This is a genomic window from Bradyrhizobium symbiodeficiens (assembly GCF_002266465.3).
In the GTDB taxonomy this organism is placed as follows: Bacteria; Pseudomonadota; Alphaproteobacteria; order Rhizobiales; family Xanthobacteraceae; genus Bradyrhizobium; species Bradyrhizobium symbiodeficiens.
In genome coordinates, this window is sequence record NZ_CP029427.2 from 6,365,941 (window position 1) to 6,384,671 (window position 18,731).

Genomic DNA, 18,731 nt, shown 5'->3' on the forward strand with positions numbered 1-18,731 from the left:
AGATGCAGAGCCGCTTTCCCATCATCGTCTTCGCACTCGTCATGGCCGCGATTCCGTTCGTCCCGGGCATGCCGCCGTTCTGGATCGTGCTGCTCGACAATATCGGGCTTGCGGCCCTCGTCGCGATGGGCCTCGTGCTGCTGACCGGCGTCGGCGGCCTGACCTCGTTCGGACAGGCGGCCTTCGTCGGCTTCGGCGCCTACACCACCGCGGTGCTGTCGACGGCCTACGGCCTGTCGCCCTGGCTGACGCTGCCGCTGTCGCTTGTGGTCAGCGGATCGCTGGCGGTGCTGCTCGGGCTGATCACCGTCCGCCTCTCCGGCCACTATCTGCCGCTCGGCACGCTCGCCTGGGGGCTCGGCCTGTTCTATCTCTTCAGCAAGCTGGAATTCCTAGGCCGTAACGACGGCATCTCGGCGATTCCGCCGCTGTCGATCGGCACGTTCAAGATGCTCTCGCCCGGTTCGATCTATTACGCGATCTGGATCGCGGTGATCGTCTCGGCCCTGCTGACCATGAACCTGCTGGATTCCCGCACCGGCCGCGCCATCCGTGCGCTCCGGCGCGGCCATGTCGCGGCGGAGGCATTCGGCGTGCACACGCCACGCGCCAAACTGCTGGTGTTCATCCATGCCGCCGTGCTCGCCGGTCTCTCGGGCTGGCTCTACGCGCATCTCCAGCGCGCCGTGAACCCGACGCCGTTCGGCGCGCAGGCCGGTATCGAATATCTCTTCATCGCGGTGGTCGGCGGCGCCGGCTATGTCTGGGGCGGCGTGCTCGGCGCTGCGATCGTCGTGGTGCTGAAGGAGGTGCTGCAGAGCTATCTTCCGCTGATCCTGCCCGGCTCCGGGCAGGTCGAGACCATCGTATTCGGCATCATGCTGGTGGCACTGCTGCAACTTGCACCCGGCGGCCTCTGGCCGTGGCTGATGTCGTTCCTGCCGGAGCGGACCAGTGGCAAGAAGCCGGACACCTCGCTGAAGCTCGAGCAGCGACCCCGCGCGCCCGGCCAGTCCGGCATCCTGCTCCAGGTCGACAAGGCGCGAAAACAGTTCGGCGGCGTGGTCGCGGTCAACAACGTCTCCTTCGACGTCCAGGCCCGCGAGATCGTCGCGCTGATCGGCCCGAACGGCGCCGGCAAGAGCACGACCTTCAACCTGATCACCGGCGTGCTGTCGGCCACGTCAGGTTCGGTCTCGGTGCTCGGCAGGAAGGTCGACAAGGCGCCGCCGCAGGAGATCGTCAAGCTCGGCATCAGCAGGACCTTCCAGCATGTGAAACTGGTCCCTGACATGACCGTGCTGGAGAACGTCGCGATCGGCGCGCATCTGCGCGGTCATTCCGGGCCGATCGCCTCGATGCTGCGGCTCGACCGTGCCGACGAGGCCAGATTGCTCGCCGAGGCAGCCCGCCAGATCGAGCGCGTCGGCCTTGTCGACCAGATGCATCAGCTCGCAGGCAGCCTTTCGCTCGGCCAGCAGCGCATCGTCGAGATCGCCCGGGCGCTCTGCGTCGATCCGATGCTGCTGCTGCTCGACGAACCGGCCGCCGGCCTGCGCCACATGGAGAAGCAGCAGCTCGCCAAGCTGCTGCGCGACTTGCGCGACGGCGGCATGAGCGTGCTCCTGGTCGAGCACGACATGGGCTTCGTGATGAACCTCGCCGACCGCATCGTGGTGCTCGATTTCGGCACCAAGATCGCCGAAGGCACGCCCGCCACGATCAAGACCAATCCCGAAGTGATCAAGGCCTATCTCGGAGTGGCGGCATGAGCGCGCTGTTGTCCGTCACCGACGCACATGTCGCCTATGGCAAGGTCGAGGCGGTACGCTCGGTCTCGCTCGAGGTCGGCCAGAACCAGATCGTCACCATCGTCGGCGCCAACGGCGCCGGCAAGACCACGCTGCTGTCGGCTATCATCGGCATCCTGCCGCTGAAAGGCCGCGTCACCTTTGCGGGGCAGGATCTCGCCCGGCTCGACATCGAGGACCGCGTCGCGATGGGGCTCGGCTTGGTGCCTGAGCACCGCGAATTGTTCGTGACCATGAATGTCGAGGACAATCTGGAGCTCGGCGCCTTCCGCATCGAGAAGCGCAAGGCGAAAGCATCGATGGAGCGCGTCTACACGCTGTTTCCGCGACTGAAGGAACGCCGAAAGCAGCTCGCCGGCACGCTCTCCGGCGGCGAGCAGCAGATGCTCGCGATGGGTCGCGCGCTGATGGGCGAACCGAAGCTGCTGATGCTGGACGAGCCGAGCCTCGGGCTTGCGCCGATCATCGTCGCCGACATCTTCCGCATCGTCACCGAGCTGCGCGCCAGCGGCGTCTCCGTGCTGCTGGTCGAGCAGAATGCGCAGGCCGCGCTGAAGATCGCGGACCAGGCTTACGTGATGGAGCTCGGCGAGTTCGTGCTCAGCGGCAAGGCCAGCGACATCGCGGCGAACGAGCGGGTGGCAGCCAGCTATCTCGGCTTCCATCATGAAGGCGAGAGTGTGATCTAGGTTTTTCTTCCTCGTCCCGCAGGCGGGAAGAGGCGAAGAAACCGCTCAGCTCGCCTCTCCCTTCAACGCCGCCACCTCTGCCTCCAGCTCCGCAATCCTCGCATCCCTCGCCGCCAGCGCCGCGGCGACATCGCCTGCGTCGAATTTCTGCGGAATGTGCTGCGGGCAGTTGGTGTCCCAGGCTTCGATCTTGAACAGGATCACCTGCTCGGGCCGAGCGCGGTAGCCCTTCGGCATCATCGACGCTGTCAGCGCCTCGTCGTCCTCGACAACGCGCGCCTCGCCCCAGAGCTTCACCCGGCGGCGATGGGCGTAGTCCATCACGAAGATATAGGCCTTTGGATTCTCCGAGAGATTGCCCTGGGTGATAAACTGCTGATTGCCGGCATAGTCGGCAAAGGCGAGTGTCTGCTTATCCAGTATCTTTAGGAAGCCCTTCGGGCCGCCACGGTGCTGGATATAGGGCTGGCCATCGGCCGATGCGGTGGCGAAGTAAAAGCTGTTCGCGTCCGTGAGAAAGGCCTCGAGGTTTTCATCGACCTCGGTGCGCCAGCCGCGCTGCTCGACGCGGCCATAAGCCTCGCGCGAACCCTTGCGCGCCTGGATCGCCTTCACCGCGGGGGTGAAGGCAACGTCGCTTGCATAAGTGTGGACTGCCGTCGTCATCGGAACATCTCCTGAATTCCGGCGCATTGCTGCGTCTTTCGCCTCCCAACATGGACCTTCCGCCGATCAAAACAATCTACCTGCTTGACACTTCATCATTGCGATATATGCAATAATGAGATGGACCGCCTCGAAGCCATGCACGTCTTCGTCACCGTAGCCGATCTCAGCGGCTTCGCACCGGCGGCGCGCAAGCTGCACCTGTCACCCTCGGCCGTGACGCGGCTGATCGCGGCGCTGGAGGAGCATCTCGGCGCCCGGCTGTTGCAGCGGACCACCCGGCAGGTGAGATTGACTGACGTGGGCACGCGCTACCTGGAGCGCGCGCGGCGGATCCTCGCCGATGTCGAGGAGGCCGACGGCTCCGCGCGGGAGGAGCGCAACCGGCCGAGCGGACGGTTGGTGGTCTCGGCGCCGGTCGGCTTCGGCCGGCTGCATGTCGGGCCGGTCATGACGGCCTATCTCAAACGCTATCCCGAGGTCGGCGCGGAATTGCGCCTGTCCGACCATCTCGTCAATCTCGTGGAGGACGCCGTCGATGTCGCGGTGCGGATCGGTCATCTCGCCGATTCCACGCTGGTAGCGCGCCAGGTCGGCGAGATGCGGCGGATCGTGGTGGCGACGCCGGGTTATCTGAAGCGCCACGGCGAGCCGAAGACGCCGGAAGCTTTGCTCCAACACCAGACCATCCAGTTCGGCCCAACCGCCGGCTGGCACTTCGTGCAGGACGGCCGCGACATCGAGGTCACGCCATCGCCCCGCTTCATCAGCAACAGCGCCGACGCCGCCCTGCAATACGCCGAGGCCGGCGGCGGCGTGACGCGCGTGCTGGCCTATCAAGCCGCCGAGGGGCTGAAGCGCGGACGGCTGAAGATCGTGCTGGCGAAATACGAGCAGCCGGCACTGCCGATCCACATCATCTACCCGACCTCGCGCCTGCTCTCGGCCAAGGTGCGCGCGTTCGTCGATCTCGTGGTGGAAACGGCGGAGTGGAGGTTCGGGTGAGGCCCGTGTCCCGGACGCGCCGCACCCCGTCCGGGGCACGAGACCTTCATTGCTTCTTCGGCACCACGCGAAACGTCCCGCTGGCCCGCGCGATCACGGCATCGTCGGCCTTCGCCAGGCACTGCGCGAAGCAGATCGTGCTGCCGGTCTTGATCGCCTCGCCCTCGATCGCGAGCCACTGGCCGATCTCGGCGAAGCCAACGTAGTCGACCGAGAGCGAGATCGTGACGAACGACGTCGTCCAGCCCGTCGCCTGCGCGCAGCTGTAGCCCATGGCCGCATCGGCCAGCGCCGCGATCAGACCGCCATGGATCAATCCCCGCGCATTGGTGTGCGGTGTTGCCAGGCGCAGGCCGATGATCACAGCCTTGTCGGTCTTACTGGAGTAGAGCGGCTCCCAGGGATCGGTGAGCGGAGCCTTGCGGAAATGCGGCTCGAAGCCGGCGGGAATGTCGGTGTTGGTCATGGCGATCTCGCGTTGCTGGTCGCCACCATTGAACGCGATGTGGATGACGGATTCACCGCCTACAAAGTTTTAAACGGGATTTGCGCGGGTGTTTGAAACGGGCTCGGCCGTCGCGATGCGCAGCGGTAGGGTGGGCAAAGGCGCATTGCGCCGTGCCCACCATCGTTCCGCGACGACATAGAATTTCGTGGGCACGCTTCGCTTTGCCCACCCTACGACTACTGGCAGCGACGTGCCCTAAAACGGCAATCCCACGTAATTCTCCGACAGCGACGTCATCGCGGCCTGCGACTGCGTGACGTAATCGAGCTCGGCGAGCTGGATGCGGGCACCGATGGTGCCGTTGTCGGGGAATTTGTGCAGCATCGAGGTCATCCACCAGGAGAAGCGCACGGCCTTCCAGACCCGCGCGAGCGCCGTAGCGGAATAGGCATCGAGGCCGGCGCCGGATTTCTCGTCGTAGAATTCGCGCAGCGCGCTCGATAAATAATGCGCGTCGCTGGCGGCGAGGTTCAGGCCCTTGGCGCCGGTCGGCGGCACGATGTGGGCGGCATCGCCGCACAGGAACATCCGGCCGAAGCGCATCGGCTCGGCGACGAAGCTGCGCAGGGGCGCGATGCTCTTCTCGATCGAGGGGCCCGTGACGAGGCTGTCGGCCGCCTCCTGGTCGAGCCTGCGCTTCAATTCGTCCCAGAAACGGTCGTCCGGCCATTGGTCGACATGATCGTCGAGCGAACACTGCACATAATAGCGGCTGCGCTTCGTCGAGCGCATGGTGCAAAGCGCAAAGCCGCGGGCGTGGTTGGAGTAGATCAGCTCATGGCTGACCGGCGGCGTCTCCGACAGAATGCCGAGCCAGCCGAACGGATAGATCCGCTCGAACTCTTCGATCGCCGTTACGGGCACGCTGGCGCGGCTGACGCCGTGAAAACCGTCGCAACCGGCGATGAAATCGCAATCCAGCGTGTGGGTGACGCCGTCCTTCACCCAGGTTACGCGCGGGTGACTGCCGTCGAAATCGTGCGGCTGCACGTCCCTGGCCTCGTAGACCGAAGTAAGACCCGCAGCTTTCCGCGCATTCATCAAATCGAGCGTGACCTCGGTCTGGCCGTAGATCATGACCGTCTTGCCGGTCGCACCCTTCATGTCGATGCGGTGACGGCGGCCGGAGAAGGCGAGCTCGATGCCTTCATGCACCAGACCCTCGGCATGCGCCCGCGCGCCGGCGCCGATCCGGTCGAGCAGCCCGACGGTTCCCTCTTCCAGAAGGCCGGCGCGGATCCGGCCGAGCACGTAATCCGGGCTCTGCCGCTCCAGGATGACATTCTCGATGCCGTAAGCGTGCAGCAGTTGCCCCAGCAACAATCCTGCCGGTCCCGCCCCGATAATTGCGACTTTTGTCCGCAATACTTGCTCCTCCCGATCCCTTAGGCTTTCGTCGCAGCCCGCTTGTCGCATTGCTCTGTGCAGGATAATTATATCATATAACGGTTGGGCAAAAGGGGAGTGCCGGTCGCCGCGAACGGCGACAAATCCATGCACCAAGGCTGACGATGAGGATGCGCGAGCGCGCGCGTCAGTTCCGGCTTGAACAGGCCCGCCATTTAGATAACATGTTAATTAATGAGACCGGGCCATCGAAGCCCGCCTCGCCAAAAAGGGAGAGACGTGTGATGAGGAAAGCCTGTCTGGCTTTGCTGCTGGCAGCAAGCGTGACGCCTGCGTTTGCGCAGGACAAGACCTTCGACCTGAAGGTCTCGCACTGGGTGCCGGCCTCGCATCCGCTGCAGAAATCATTGGAAGACTGGGTAGCCGCGGTGAACAAGGATTCCGGCGGCACTATCACGGGCAAGGTGTTTCCGGCCCAGCAGCTCGGCAAAGCGTTCGACCATTACGACATGGCGCGCGACGGCATCGCCGACGTCACCTATGTCAATCCCGGTTACCAGCCCGGCCGCTTCCCGATCATCGGCGCCGGCGAGCTGCCGTTCCTGATCTCGGATGCCAAGGGCGGCTCGATGGGCCTGGACGCCTGGTATCGCAAATATGCCGAGAAGGAGATGAAGGACGTCAAATATTGCCTGGCGTTCGTCCACTCGCCCTCTTCGTTCCATTCCAAGACCAAGAAGATCGTGATGCCCGAGGACGTGAAGGGCATGAAGATCCGCCCGGCGCACGCCACCATGGCGAACTTCGTGACATCGCTCGGCGGCACCAACGTGCAGTCCTCCGCGCCTGAGGTCCGCGACATCATCGAGCGCGGCGTCGCCGACGGCGTCACCTTCCCCTGGGGTTCCCTGGTGCTGTTCGGCATCGACAAGGTGACCAAGTACGACATGGAGGCGCCGCTCTACACCACGACCTTCGTGTTCGTAATGAACAAGGACAAATACAATGCGATGTCCGACAAGCAGAAGGCCGCGATCGACAAGAATTGCTCGACCGAAATGGCCGGCGTGGTCGGCGAGCACTGGGGCAAGTTCGAGGATGCCGGCATCGACAAGGTGAAGGCGGAATCCGGCCACGAGGTCTACAAGCTGACGCCCGAGCAGACCGCCGCCTGGAAGAAGGCCGCCGAGCCGCTGGTCAAGACCTGGTCCGAGGGCGCGAAGAAGACCGGCGCCGATCCCGATGCCGCGCTCGCGGAGCTCAAGGCCTCGCTGAAGAAGTACAACGCGCTGGCGGAGTGAAGCCGAGACGCGATCACGCACTCGCTGCACCTCTCCCGCTTGCGGGGGAGGTCGGCGCGAAGCGCCGGGTGGGGGCTCTCTCCACTTTGGGATCGTTCATTGCGGATGCACCCCCACCCCAGCCCTCCCCCGCAAGCGGGAGAGGGAGCGCACCTCCCTCTCGGAACCCGACTTCGCTGGATTTTAGATAGGACTCTTCCCTCATGAAGCGCTCCTGGATGGACCGCGTCATCGACACGATCGAATGGATCGCGGCCGGCTTCGTCGGCATCGTCGCACTCGACATCTTCCTGTCGGTGCTGCTGCGCAACACGCTGAACTACTCGATCCCCGACAGCTTCGACATCGGCCGCTTGCTGCTCGGCATTCTCATCTTCTGGGGGATCGCGGCGACCTCCTATCGCGGCACCCACATCACGGTCGACCTCGTGTGGGGCAATGTCGGGCCGCGCCAGCAGCGCTGGATCGACGTGTTCGCAACGCTGGTGCTGCTGTTCGTCGTGACCGTGCAGACCTGGACGCTGTTCGACAAGGTGCGCGGCACCTACAACGACAATGTCCAGACCTTCGACATGCACATGCCGACATGGCCGTTCTTTGCGGTCGCATGGATCGGCGATGCCGCAGCCGTGCTGCTGATCGCGATCCGCACCTACCGCCTGATCTTTCATCCTGAAGACATGCACGATCCCAAATTGAAGGCGACGGAGTAATCATGAGCACCGATGCCGTCGCCTTAATCGGCTTCGTTTCCCTGTTCGTCCTGATGCTGCTCCGCGTGCCCGTCGGCATGGCCATGGGCCTCGTCGGCGTCTCCGGCTTCGCCTATCTCGTCAACGGCAATGCGGCGCTGAAGCTGGTCGGCCAGACCTCGATGCGCACGGTGACCGACTACACCTTCGGCGTCATCCCGATGTTCCTGCTGATGGGCTCGTTCGTGTCCAATTCGGGCATGAGCCGCGAGCTGTTCCGCGCCGCCAACGGCTTCGTCGGACATTTGCGCGGCGGGCTCGGCATCGCCACCGTCGGCGCCTGCGGCGGCTTTGCCGCGATCTGCGGCTCCTCCGTCGCGACCGCCGCCACCTTCTCCGCCGTCGCCTATCCCGAGATGCGCCGCTTCGGCTATCCGCAATCGTTCGCCACCGGCGTGATCGCCGCCGGCGGCACGCTGGGCGCGATGCTGCCGCCCTCCACCGTGCTTGCGGTGTACGGCATCATCACCGAGCAGGACATCGGGAAGCTCTTCATCGCCGGCATCATCCCGGGCCTGCTGGCGATGAGCATGTACATGATCACGATCTTCCTGATCGGCTATTTTCGTCCCGACTTCCTGCCGAAGGGCAAGGTGACGCCGTGGCGCGAGCGCTTTGCCGGCCTGAAGGAGATCTGGGCGCCGGTGCTGCTGTTCATCTTCGTGATCGGCGGACTCTACGGCCTGCCCTATTTGCCGCGCTTCACACCGACCGAAGCTGGCGGCGTCGGCGCCGCCGGCGCGTTCATCATCGGCGTGGTGACCGGCCGGCTCGACCGCGAGAAGATCCTGGCGTCGCTGCTGCAGGCGACGCGCACCGCGGCCGCCGTCTTCACCGTGCTGATCGGCGCGCTGATCTTCGGCTATTTCCTCACGGTGACGCAGACGCCGCAGAAGGTGACGGAATTCCTCACCGGCCTCGGCCTTGGCCCCTACGGCGTGCTGGCGCTGATCATGGTGATGTATCTCGTGCTCGGCTGCCTGATGGACGCCATGGCGATGATCATCCTCACGGTGCCGATCATCTTCCCCGTGATCACGCATCTCGGTTTCGATCCGATCTGGTTCGGCGTCATCATCGTGATGACCGTCGAGCTCGGCCTGATCCACCCGCCGGTCGGCATGAACGTCTTTGTCATCAAGAGCGTGGTGAAGGACGTCTCCTTCTCCACGATCTTCAAGGGCGTGATTCCCTTCGTGGTCACGGACCTGATCCGCCTCGTGATCCTGATCGCCTTCCCGCTGCTGGCGACCTGGCTACCGACGCGGATGATGGCGAATTGAAGAGGTGAAGCGATGACCACACCGACGCTCGAGACCAAATACGTCTTCACCGTCACCGCGCGCATCGGCGACGTCGTCACCGCCGGCGAGACCGGGATCGGCGTTCGCCGCATCATTCCGATCGTCGGCGGCGAGGTGACAGGCGCGATCTCAGGAAAGGTGCTGCCGTTCGGCGCCGACTTCCAGACCATTCGCCCCAACGAACTGATCGATCTCGAAGCCAAATACGCGTTCGAAACCGACGACGGCGCCATCGTCTATGTCGAGAACAAGGGCATGCGCTTCGGTCCGGTCGAGCTCCTGCAAAAGCTCAAGCGCGGCGAGCCGGTCGATCCCAGGCTGATCTACTTCCGCACCGTGCCGAAATTCGAGACCGGGCATGAGAACTATCGCTGGCTGATGGAGTGCATTTTCGTCGGCTCGGCCGCGCGCCATGCGGACCGCGTCGTGATCGACGTGCATCAGGTGATGTGAGGCCGCATTGACCGCCGCCACATCGGTGTGTATAAATACACACCATGAATAGCCGAGACATCATCTCGGCCCTTCACAGGGATGGCTGGGTGCAAGTGGCTCAGAAGGGCAGCCACGTCCAGTTCAGGCATCCGACCAAAAAGGGCCGCGTGACGGTCCCTCATCCGAAGCGAGACATCGCGCTCGGAACGTTGAAGAGCATTGAACAGCAATCAGGACTGCAACTGAGGTAAGCGCCATGCGTCACTATATTGGTCTTATCCATAAGGATGCCGACAGCGATTTCGGCGTGTCGTTTCCTGACCTGCCCGGCGTTGTGACTGCGGGGTCCACCCTGGATGAAGCGCGGGACATGGCCGAAGAAGCGCTGGCGTTTCATCTTGAAGGGCTGGAAGAAGACGGCGAGGCTATTCCCGAGCCTTCGTCGCTCGAAGACATCATGTCGGATCCCGCGAACCGCTCTGGCGTCGCCATTCTGGTGTCGGTGAAAGATGGCCAGCCCAAGATCGTACGCGTCAATGTCACGTTGCCCGGTGACGTCCTGGAGCAGATCGACAAGTACGCTGAAGCCCACGGCTACACACGATCGGGCCTGCTTGCCCAGGCCGCAAAAAAGCTGATGACTGAAGCCGCCTGAAGCATTTCCGCGTCTTGCGCCCATGTGGCACCGATTACCTGATGGTTCACCCTCGCGAGTGCGAGGACGGCCCTCCTTGACTCCCCGGGAATTCGTTATACAACATAACTATTCTAACAAGGACGCAAATGACACAGGGAAACGCCGAGACCGCTGACGCGGGCGCCTCCGGGCTACTCCGGATCGAGAGGGCGGACCGGGTTCTGACCGTGGGTCTGAACCGGCCGGCCAAGCGCAATGCGCTCAACGACGGCATCATCCTGGAAATCGGCGAGTGTTTTGCGTCCCTGCCCGAGGATATCGGCGCGGTGGTCATCCACGGCATCGGCGATCATTTCTCCTCGGGCCTCGACCTGTCCGAACTGACCGAGCATGACGCGACCGGCGGCCTGCTGCATTCCCAGATGTGGCACCGGGTGTTCGACCGCATCCAGTACAGCCGCGTCCCCGTGATCGCGGCGCTGAGGGGCGCCGTGATCGGCGGCGGGCTGGAGCTCGCCTGCTCGGCGCATATCCGCGTCGCCGAGCCCTCGACCTATTTCGCGCTTCCGGAAGGACAGCGCGGCATCTTCGTCGGCGGCGGCGGCTCGGTGCGGCTGCCGCGATTGATCGGCGTTGCCAGGATGATGGACATGATGCTGACGGGCCGCGTCTACAGCGCGACCGAAGGCGCGTCCTACGGCTTCGCGCAATATGTCACGGAAGCCGGCAACGGGCTCGGCAAGGCGATGGAGCTTGCAACCAAAGTCGCTTCCAACGCACCACTGACGAACTTCGCCGTGCTCCAGGCGCTGCCTATGATCGCGGAGGCCAATCCGCAGACCGGCCTGCTGATGGAATCGCTGATGGCGACCGTCGCGCAGAGCGACAAGGAGGCAAAGCGCAGGATCCGCGAATTCCTCGAACACAAGACCGCAAAGGTGAAGCCGAAGTCATGAGCGCGCAGCCGTCCTCTTCCAGCATGGAGCGCGGCGCGAGCACTTTCCCGCTGCGGCCCATCTCGTTCGGCGATCCCGCCGTCAACATCGAGCGACGCGACGACGGCACGATTTACCTCAGACCCACACAGCCGCTCGGCGATTATCCGGTGCGCCTCACCGACCGCCTGCATCATTGGGCCGCCACGACGCCGGACCGCGTCTTCATGGCCGAGCGCGAAGGCGGCCGCTTCTGGCGCAAGATCAGCTACGCCGAGCTGCTCGTCGCAAGCCGTCACATCGCATCGAGCCTGATCGCGCGCGGCCTGTCGGCGGAGCGGCCGGTCGTCATCCTCTCGGGCAATTCGATCGACCACGCCCTGCTCGCGTTCGGCGCGTTCTATGCCGGCATTCCGTTCTGCCCGGTGTCGCCGGCCTATTCGCTGGTGTCGAAGGACTACGGCAAGCTGTCCTATCTGATGAAGCTGCTGACGCCCGGCCTCGTCTTCGCCGAGGATGCCGACAAGTTCGCCGATGCGCTTGCCGCCAACGTCTCGCTCGGCACCGAGATCGCCACGTCCTATGGCCACGTGCCGGGGCGCGACGTCACCACGCTCGCCGACCTCATGGCGACGCCGATCCGCAGCGATCTCGACGATGTCCATGGCAGGATCGGCCCGGACACGATCGCAAAATTCCTGCTGACCTCGGGCTCGACCGGCAACCCCAAGGCCGTCATCAACACCCAGCGCATGATCTGCGCCAACCAGGTGATGCTGCGCGAGACGCTGGCCTTCCTCAAGGACGAGCCGCCCGTCATCATCGACTGGCTGCCCTGGAATCACACTTTCGGCGGCAACCACAATATCGGGCTGACGCTCTACAACGGCGGCTCGATGTATCTGGACGCCGGCAAGCCGATGCCCGGCGGCATCGAGGAGACCGTGCGCAATCTCCAGGAGATATCGCCGACGGTCTATTTCAACGTGCCCAAGGGCTATGAATCGCTGCTGCCCTATCTGCGCGACGACCAGGGCCTGCGCGCAAAATTCTTCGACCGCCTGCACGCGATGTTCTTCTCGGGCGCCGCGCTGTCGCCGTTCATCTGGGACAGCCTCGACGAGCTCGCCGTGAAGGAAAAAGGCTATCGCGTGCCGATGCTGACCGGGCTCGGCGCGACCGAGACCGCGCCGTTCTTCATGTCGGTCAATCCACGCACCAGCCGCTCCGGCCATGTCGGCCTGCCCGTATCGGGCAATGACGCCAAGCTGGTGCCGAACAACGGCAAGCTGGAAGTGCGCGCCAAGGGGCCGAACGTGATGCCCGGCTACTGGCGCCAGCCCGACATCACCGCGAAATCCTTCGACGAGGAAGGATTTTACAAGATGGGCGACGCGCTCAAGCCGTCCGATCCCCATGATTTCAACGCCGGCTTCGATTTCGACGGCCGCGTCGGCGAGGACTTCAAGCTCGCCAGCGGCACCTGGGTCAGCGTCGGCCCCTTACGCGCGCGCCTCACGGCGGCCTGCGCTCCGCTGGTGCGCGACGTCGTCATCGCCGGCATCAACCGCGACGAGGTCTCGGCGCTCGTGGTGCTCGACCTCGACGGCTGCCGGCTGATCAACCCGACGCTGCCGACCGACGATCTCGTCGTCGCGACGCGCGACCGGCTGGTCCGCGAGGCTTTTCGCGAGCGCCTGACCCGTTTCCTTTCTTCGGCCACCGGCTCCTCGACCCGGATCACGCGCGCGATCCTGATGGACGCGCCGCTCTCGATTGACAAGGGCGAAGTCACCGACAAGGGCTCGATCAACCAGCGCGCCGTGCTCGAGCACCGCACCGAATTGATCGAGGAGCTCTATGCTGCCAATCCATCGGACCGTGTGATATCGGTCGGTTGACCCCGACATAAACTACAGGAGAACGCCATGTTGTTGAAGGATCAGGCAGCCATCGTCACCGGCGGCGCATCGGGCCTCGGCGCTGCCACCGCGCGAAAACTGGCGGCGCAGGGCGCCAAGGTCGCGGTCTGCGATCTCAATTCCAAGCTCGCTGAAACCGTCGCCGCCGAGATCAAGGGCGTCGCAATCACCTGCGACGTCTCCGATGCCGCCTCGGCCGAAGCCGCTGTTGCGCAGGCTGCGAAAGCTCACGGCCCGGCGCGCGTGCTGGTCAATTGCGCCGGCATCGGCGTTGCCAAGCGCGTCGTCGGTCGCGACGGCCCGATGGCGCTCGCCGATTTCGACAAGGTGATCAAGGTCAATCTGATCGGCACCTTCAACATGCTGCGCCTCGCCGCCACCGAGATGTCCAAGCTGGAGCCCCAAGCGACTGGCGAGCGCGGCGTCATCATCAACACGGCCTCCGTTGCCGCCTATGACGGCCAGATCGGGCAATCGGCTTATTCAGCCTCCAAGGGCGGCATCGTCGGCATGACGCTACCGATTGCGCGCGAGCTGGCGCAATTCGGCGTCCGCGTGCTGACCATCGCACCCGGCCTGTTCCTGACTCCGCTGCTGGCGAACCTGCCGCAGGAAGCCCAGGATTCGCTCGCCGCCGCCATCCCCTTCCCGCGCCGGCTCGGCCATGCCGACGAATTCGCCGCGCTCGCTTTGCACATGGTCGAGAATTCGTACTTGAACGGCGAAGTGGTGCGCCTCGACGGCTCGCTGCGCATGGCGCCGAAATAAGGTCCGCGACACATGTTCGTGAACCGGCGCGAGGTCCAGATCCAGTGGGGCGATTGCGACCCCGCCAATATCGTCTACTACCCGCGCTATTTCGCGATGTTCGACGATTCGACCTCGACCCTGTTCGAGGTCGCCGGGTTCTCCAAGCAGGACCTGGTCCGCAAATACGGCCTGGTGGGCATCCCTATGGTCGACACACGGTCCAAGTTCTACATCCCCTCGACCTATGGCGACTGGATCACCATCGAAACCAAGATCGAGAGCATCAAGCGCTCGAGCTTCGAGGTGAAGCACAACGTCTACAAGGGCGAGGCGCTGGCGATCGAGGGTTTCGAGACCCGCGTTCTGGTCGGCCGCGATCCCGTTAACCCCGACAAGCTGAAATCGGCACCGTTCCCGGCGGAAATGGTAGCCAAGTTCACAGGGAGCTAAGTCCGGAGCTAAATCGCCGCATCACCAAAAGAGGGGGCTGAATTACCCCCCGATTTCTGCTTTCAAAGAAACACGTAAAGGGAGGAATAAATGAAACGCTTTTACCTGACCGCCGCCATCACCGCGGCGACGCTTGCCCTGCCGGCGCTGCCCGCGTTGGCCCAGACCAGCGAAATCACCATCGGCATCACCACCACCACGACCGGCCCCGGCGCAGCGCTCGGCATTCCCGAGCGTAACGCGCTGGAATTCGTGCCGAAGGAAATCGGCGGCGTGCCGCTGAAGGTGATCGTGCTCGACGACGGCGGCGATCCCACCACCGCGACCACCAACGCGCGCCGCTTCGTGACCGAATCCAAGGCCGACATCATCATGGGCTCGGCGCTGACGCCGCCGACGATCGCGGTCTCCAACGTCGCCAACGAAGCCGGCATTCCGCATTTCGGCCTGGCGCCGTTCCCGATCACGCCGGAGCGCATGAAGTGGTCGGTGGCAATGCCGCAGCCGATCCCGATCGTGGGCAAGGTGCTGTACGAGCACATGAAGAGCAAGGGCGTGAAGACAGTCGGCTATATCGGCTATTCCGACTCCTATGGCGACCTCTGGTTCAACGATTTGAAGGCACAGGCCGTGCCGATGGGCATGACCATCGCCGACGAGGAACGCTTTGCCCGTCCCGATACTTCGGTGACCGGCCAGGTGCTGAAGCTGGTCGCCGCCAATCCCGACGCGATCCTGGTCGGCGCGTCCGGCACCGCGGCCGCGCTGCCGCAGACCGAATTGCGCGAACGCGGTTACAAGGGTCTGATCTACCAGACCCACGGCGCCGCCAGCATGGATTTCATCCGCATCGCCGGCAAGGCGGCTGAGGGCGTGCTGATGGCCTCCGGTCCCGTCATGGATCCCGAGGACCAGCCGGACAGCGCGCTGACCAAGAAGCCGGGTCTGGCGCTCAACTCGGCCTATGAAGCCAAATACGGCCCGAACAGCCGCAGCCAGTTCGCCGGCCATTCCTACGATGCGTTCGAGATCCTGAAGCGCATCATTCCCGCGGCGCTGAAAACCGCAAAACCCGGTACGCCGGAATTCCGCGAAGCGATCCGCCAGGCGCTGCTGTCGGAGAAGGAGCTGGCGGCGAGCCAGGGCGTTTACAACTTCACCGAAAAGGACCGTTACGGCCTCGACGACCGCTCGCGCATCCTGCTCACGGTGAAGGACGGCAAGTACTCGCTGGTGAAGTAGGCGCTGCGAAAGATTTGAGACGATGAGAGCCGGCTCAAAGGGCCGGCTCTTTTGTTTCGTGCTTCTAGAATGGCATTGCCACTGAGGTCGTCATGGCCGGGCTTGTCCCGGCCATCCACGCCTTGCCACGCGGCGCGAAGAACGTGGATGCCCGGGACAAGCCCGGGCATGACGAAGCGGATACGCTGCGTTCCTCACGCTGCCTGCCGCAGCGGGGTCCAGGCGAACTCCGGATAGTAATTGTCCATCATGCGATCGACATAGGCGGTGAGGTTCGGAAAGCCCTCGGCACGCTCGCGCAGCGCCGATTCGAAGAACGGCGAGAGGATGCCGGCGAGCATGCCGAAGGCGGTGGCGTCGACGCCGCAGGGCTTGCTACCCATCAGATAGGACTTGTCGCCGAGCTGCACCGAGAGCGCGAACAGTGAACGCACGGCGAGGGCGACGTCGTCATCGGGCCCATGGCGGCCGAGCCCCGAGAGCAGATAGTTCTCGGCGACGCGGAATTGTGCATCCTCGCGGAGCTTCTCGCGATTGTGCTCCGGTGCGCCGTCGAAGAAATGCGCAGGCCCCTTGGCGAAATTGACCGGATCGACCCAGCGCGCGCCGACCAACCCCCAATAGACGTGGTGCTCGATCATCCGCTCGAACGCCCAGGCCTGCGCGCGCTCGGCCAGCGACAGGCCGGCATCGAAATCGAAGCCGTAGCGGCGCTCGATATGGGCGCGGATGAAGGTGGAATCGGCCACCGCCTCGCCGCCGTCGTCGATGAACGGCAACTGCCCCTTGGGCGAGGCCGGCGGCATCGCCCGCTCCTTCCGGTAGGGCAACCCCGCCATCTTGAGCTGCACCTCCGTCTTGGTGACGAAGGGGCTGATTTCTGGCAGGCCGAAGCCGGTGCCAAATCCGTAGAGCGTGATCATGAAGCTTCTCCTGAACCACCGAAAAAGTTGACGGAACCTAGTGCCGGGCTGCTGCCACCATGGTGGCAGCAGCCGTGATATCTTCTGCGAAACGGGCCCCCCGCCAGGCACGGCTCATCACATGGCGGGCCAGCGCGTCCGCAGCCTGGATCAGCGAGCGTGTCACCACGCTGGCGAGGGCAAACCGGAGGTCGACGGCCATGAGATCGAGTGAAACGAGGCGGCCGAACGCCGATGCGGACCACGTCTGTGCCCGCAGCATCGGAATGGCCGGGCCGAAATGGGTCGGAATGATCATGGACAAATCCCCTTCAGTCGATGTGTTGTCCCGGTATAGAACCCCCCTGCTGCCAACATCCTGTCAGCAGCCGCGCGCCGCTTTCTGAAAAGACCTCCAACGAGAGACCCGTCATGAGACGCGCCGACCGGCTGTTTCAGATCATCCAGGTGCTGAGGCGCACGCGTAAGCCGCTGACGGCGGACGCCATCGCGGCCGAGCTCGAGACCTCGAAGCGCACGATCTATCGCGACATCGCGACGCTGATCGGCCAGCGCGTGCCGATCCGCGGTGAAGCCGGCATGGGCTATATTCTGGAGAAGGGTTTCGACCTGCCGCCGCTGATGCTGACGCCCGACGAGATCGAGGCGGCGGTGCTGGGCGCACAATGGGTCGCCGGCCATGCCGATTCGGCACTGGCACGCGCGGCCGAGGATCTGATGGCCAAGATCGCCGACACCGTGCCCGAGCGCCTGCGTCCCTTCGTGCTGGAGCCGGCGAGCCGGGCACGGCCGAGCTGGAACAGGGAGCCGGACCGCCTGGACATGGTACGCACGCGCACGCAGATCCACGAAGGCAAGAAGATCATGCTGCGCTATCGCGACGAGCAGGGCCGCGCCAGCGAGCGCATGATCTGGCCGATCTCGGTCGGCTATCTCGAGGCCGTGCGGCTGCTGGCAGCCTGGTGCGAGCTACGCGGCGACTTCCGCAGCTTCCGCACCGACCGCGTGGTCGATGCCAACTATCTCGACGAGAGATATCCGGAGCGGCGCGACGTGCTGCGGGCGAAATGGCGGCAGAGCCTGGTCTGGGGTCCGCCCAAGGACACCTGAAGGATGCTCGAAGGACAAATGACGACGATGAAAGAGATCGATCCGTCGAGCTGTTGCCAGAGTTGCGGCGCCTGCTGCGGCTATTCGGCCAACTGGCCGCGCTTCTCGATCGAGAGCGACGAAGAGCTTGCCGCGATTCCGGAGGCGCTGGTCAACGACCGCCAATCCGGCATGCGTTGCGAGGGCGATCGCTGCTCGGCCCTGCACGGAGATATTGGAAAAGCGACCGCATGCGGCATCTATGCGGTACGGCCGGAAGTGTGCCGCACCTGCATGCCGGGCGATACCGAATGCGCGATGGCGCGGCGGAAGTTCGGGTTACCCGTGATCCCCAGCGTTTAGGCCGGAACGGCTTCGCTGATGTCGTCGTCGATCTCGTCGTCCAGCGGTGCGAGCACCGAGAGCGGCTTGGTCGACAGCGTGATCGGCTTGCGCCCGCCCGACAGCGACGGCGAGGATTTCGCCCTGCTTTCGCGCGACAGCGCATAGAGCGTCGAGCCGACGCGGCCGCCGTTCTCGATCAGGTCGCGCTCGTTACAGCTTCCCGCGATCGCGACCGCCAGTGAATGCAGATGGCTGCGGCGATAGCAGAACAGCGCCAGCTTCGCGCGTGCGTCTGGGGAAACACTCTCAACCAACCTCGGCAGGCCGCTCTCGCTGGCGCGATACATCTCGCCAAGGAGTTCGTCCTGAACCGGGCAGAAATCGCTTTCAAAGGCGTCGCGGCTTGAAAACATTGCAGTTCTCCCTCGACGACGAAGATGCAGCGCAATTCTCTAATGAAAGGTTAACCACCCTGCCCGGTAGTCACCCGGTGTGCTTGCGCGCGCGCCGCGAATCAGAGGCGCTGGCCGGGACTGCGGTTGCGGCAATCCTTCGAGACGCCCGCCTTTGGCGGGCCCTCAGGATGAGGAATTGGTTCGCGGCGAGATCCCAAACTCTCA

General features: G+C 64.2%; 22 protein-coding genes. 16 read left to right on the plus strand and 6 right to left on the minus strand.

What is annotated here, in order from left to right; translation table 11 throughout:
• Window positions 1–2 precede the first annotated feature (2 nt).
• A complete protein-coding gene (locus CIT39_RS29980; RefSeq protein WP_094976683.1) occupies window positions 3–1,772 on the plus strand; it encodes a branched-chain amino acid ABC transporter ATP-binding protein/permease in 1,770 nt (589 codons plus the stop codon).
• Window positions 1,769–2,500: an ABC transporter ATP-binding protein gene (locus CIT39_RS29985; protein WP_094976682.1), complete on the plus strand. Its 732-nt coding sequence runs from the start codon at window positions 1,769–1,771 to the stop codon at window positions 2,498–2,500. Before CIT39_RS29980 ends, CIT39_RS29985 begins: the two co-directional genes overlap by 4 nt.
• A gap of 45 nt (window positions 2,501–2,545) precedes the next feature.
• Here the strand turns inward: CIT39_RS29985 and CIT39_RS29990 are convergent, their stop codons facing one another.
• Window positions 2,546–3,166, minus strand: a complete 621-nt coding sequence (locus CIT39_RS29990) for a pyridoxamine 5'-phosphate oxidase family protein (RefSeq protein ID WP_094976681.1) — start codon at window positions 3,164–3,166, stop codon at window positions 2,546–2,548.
• Window positions 3,167–3,286: 120 nt separating this feature from the next.
• Here CIT39_RS29990 and CIT39_RS29995 point away from each other — a divergent pair, with 120 nt between their 5' ends.
• A complete protein-coding gene (locus tag CIT39_RS29995; RefSeq protein WP_094976680.1) occupies window positions 3,287–4,171 on the plus strand; it encodes a LysR family transcriptional regulator in 885 nt (294 codons plus the stop codon).
• Between the two features lie 46 nt (window positions 4,172–4,217).
• Here the strand turns inward: CIT39_RS29995 and CIT39_RS30000 are convergent, their stop codons facing one another.
• Window positions 4,218–4,637 carry a PaaI family thioesterase gene (locus CIT39_RS30000; protein ID WP_094976679.1) on the minus strand — a complete coding sequence of 140 codons (420 nt, stop codon included), beginning with the start codon at window positions 4,635–4,637 and terminating at the stop codon, window positions 4,218–4,220.
• A gap of 237 nt (window positions 4,638–4,874) precedes the next feature.
• Entirely contained in the window at window positions 4,875–6,044 is a 1,170-nt protein-coding gene (pobA, locus tag CIT39_RS30005; RefSeq protein ID WP_094976678.1) for a 4-hydroxybenzoate 3-monooxygenase, read from the minus strand.
• A gap of 266 nt (window positions 6,045–6,310) precedes the next feature.
• Here pobA and CIT39_RS30010 point away from each other — a divergent pair, with 266 nt between their 5' ends.
• The 11 genes from CIT39_RS30010 to CIT39_RS30060 all read left to right on the plus strand — a co-directional run bounded on the left by CIT39_RS30010 (window position 6,311) and on the right by CIT39_RS30060 (window position 15,754).
• Entirely contained in the window at window positions 6,311–7,327 is a 1,017-nt protein-coding gene (locus CIT39_RS30010; RefSeq protein WP_094976677.1) for a TRAP transporter substrate-binding protein, read from the plus strand.
• Window positions 7,328–7,530: 203 nt separating this feature from the next.
• Window positions 7,531–8,040 carry a TRAP transporter small permease gene (locus CIT39_RS30015; protein ID WP_094976676.1) on the plus strand — a complete coding sequence of 170 codons (510 nt, stop codon included), beginning with the start codon at window positions 7,531–7,533 and terminating at the stop codon, window positions 8,038–8,040.
• Window positions 8,041–8,042: 2 nt separating this feature from the next.
• A complete protein-coding gene (locus CIT39_RS30020) occupies window positions 8,043–9,362 on the plus strand; it encodes a TRAP transporter large permease (RefSeq protein WP_094976675.1) in 1,320 nt (439 codons plus the stop codon).
• Window positions 9,363–9,374: 12 nt separating this feature from the next.
• Window positions 9,375–9,836 carry a DUF3237 domain-containing protein gene (locus CIT39_RS30025; RefSeq protein ID WP_094976674.1) on the plus strand — a complete coding sequence of 154 codons (462 nt, stop codon included), beginning with the start codon at window positions 9,375–9,377 and terminating at the stop codon, window positions 9,834–9,836.
• 44 nt (window positions 9,837–9,880) lie between these two features.
• Entirely contained in the window at window positions 9,881–10,069 is a 189-nt protein-coding gene (locus CIT39_RS30030) for a type II toxin-antitoxin system HicA family toxin (protein WP_094976673.1), read from the plus strand.
• A 5-nt stretch (window positions 10,070–10,074) separates the two neighbouring features.
• Window positions 10,075–10,473: a type II toxin-antitoxin system HicB family antitoxin gene (locus CIT39_RS30035; protein WP_094976672.1), complete on the plus strand. Its 399-nt coding sequence runs from the start codon at window positions 10,075–10,077 to the stop codon at window positions 10,471–10,473.
• A gap of 128 nt (window positions 10,474–10,601) precedes the next feature.
• Window positions 10,602–11,411: a crotonase/enoyl-CoA hydratase family protein gene (locus CIT39_RS30040; RefSeq protein ID WP_094976671.1), complete on the plus strand. Its 810-nt coding sequence runs from the start codon at window positions 10,602–10,604 to the stop codon at window positions 11,409–11,411.
• The gene (locus CIT39_RS30045; RefSeq protein WP_094976670.1) at window positions 11,408–13,291 is read left to right on the plus strand and encodes a feruloyl-CoA synthase; all 1,884 of its coding nucleotides are present in this window, start codon (window positions 11,408–11,410) and stop codon (window positions 13,289–13,291) included. The genes CIT39_RS30040 and CIT39_RS30045 overlap by 4 nt, the downstream gene beginning before the upstream one ends.
• Before the next feature lie 27 nt (window positions 13,292–13,318).
• The gene (locus CIT39_RS30050; protein WP_094976669.1) at window positions 13,319–14,080 is read left to right on the plus strand and encodes an SDR family NAD(P)-dependent oxidoreductase; all 762 of its coding nucleotides are present in this window, start codon (window positions 13,319–13,321) and stop codon (window positions 14,078–14,080) included.
• A gap of 12 nt (window positions 14,081–14,092) precedes the next feature.
• A complete protein-coding gene (locus CIT39_RS30055) occupies window positions 14,093–14,512 on the plus strand; it encodes an acyl-CoA thioesterase (protein ID WP_094976668.1) in 420 nt (139 codons plus the stop codon).
• A gap of 90 nt (window positions 14,513–14,602) precedes the next feature.
• Entirely contained in the window at window positions 14,603–15,754 is a 1,152-nt protein-coding gene (locus CIT39_RS30060; protein WP_094976667.1) for an ABC transporter substrate-binding protein, read from the plus strand.
• A gap of 194 nt (window positions 15,755–15,948) precedes the next feature.
• Here the strand turns inward: CIT39_RS30060 and CIT39_RS30065 are convergent, their stop codons facing one another.
• Together CIT39_RS30065 and CIT39_RS30070 are read right to left on the minus strand one after the other, a co-directional pair.
• Window positions 15,949–16,677: a glutathione S-transferase family protein gene (locus tag CIT39_RS30065; protein WP_094976665.1), complete on the minus strand. Its 729-nt coding sequence runs from the start codon at window positions 16,675–16,677 to the stop codon at window positions 15,949–15,951.
• A gap of 37 nt (window positions 16,678–16,714) precedes the next feature.
• On the minus strand, window positions 16,715–16,975 hold the full coding sequence (locus CIT39_RS30070; RefSeq protein WP_094976664.1) for a hypothetical protein: 261 nt from the start codon (window positions 16,973–16,975) through the stop codon (window positions 16,715–16,717).
• 113 nt (window positions 16,976–17,088) lie between these two features.
• On the opposite strand from CIT39_RS30070, the gene CIT39_RS30075 reads away from it, so the two are divergent.
• Both CIT39_RS30075 and CIT39_RS30080 read left to right on the plus strand, forming a co-directional pair.
• Entirely contained in the window at window positions 17,089–17,787 is a 699-nt protein-coding gene (locus tag CIT39_RS30075; RefSeq protein ID WP_094892883.1) for a helix-turn-helix transcriptional regulator, read from the plus strand.
• Between the two features lie 18 nt (window positions 17,788–17,805).
• On the plus strand, window positions 17,806–18,129 hold the full coding sequence (locus tag CIT39_RS30080) for a YkgJ family cysteine cluster protein (protein WP_094977065.1): 324 nt from the start codon (window positions 17,806–17,808) through the stop codon (window positions 18,127–18,129).
• Here the strand turns inward: CIT39_RS30080 and CIT39_RS30085 are convergent.
• Window positions 18,126–18,524, minus strand: coding sequence for a hypothetical protein (locus CIT39_RS30085; RefSeq protein WP_162308757.1), 399 nt, complete (start codon window positions 18,522–18,524; stop codon window positions 18,126–18,128). The two genes, CIT39_RS30080 and CIT39_RS30085, sit on opposite strands and share 4 nt — an antisense overlap.
• Window positions 18,525–18,731 lie beyond the last annotated feature (207 nt).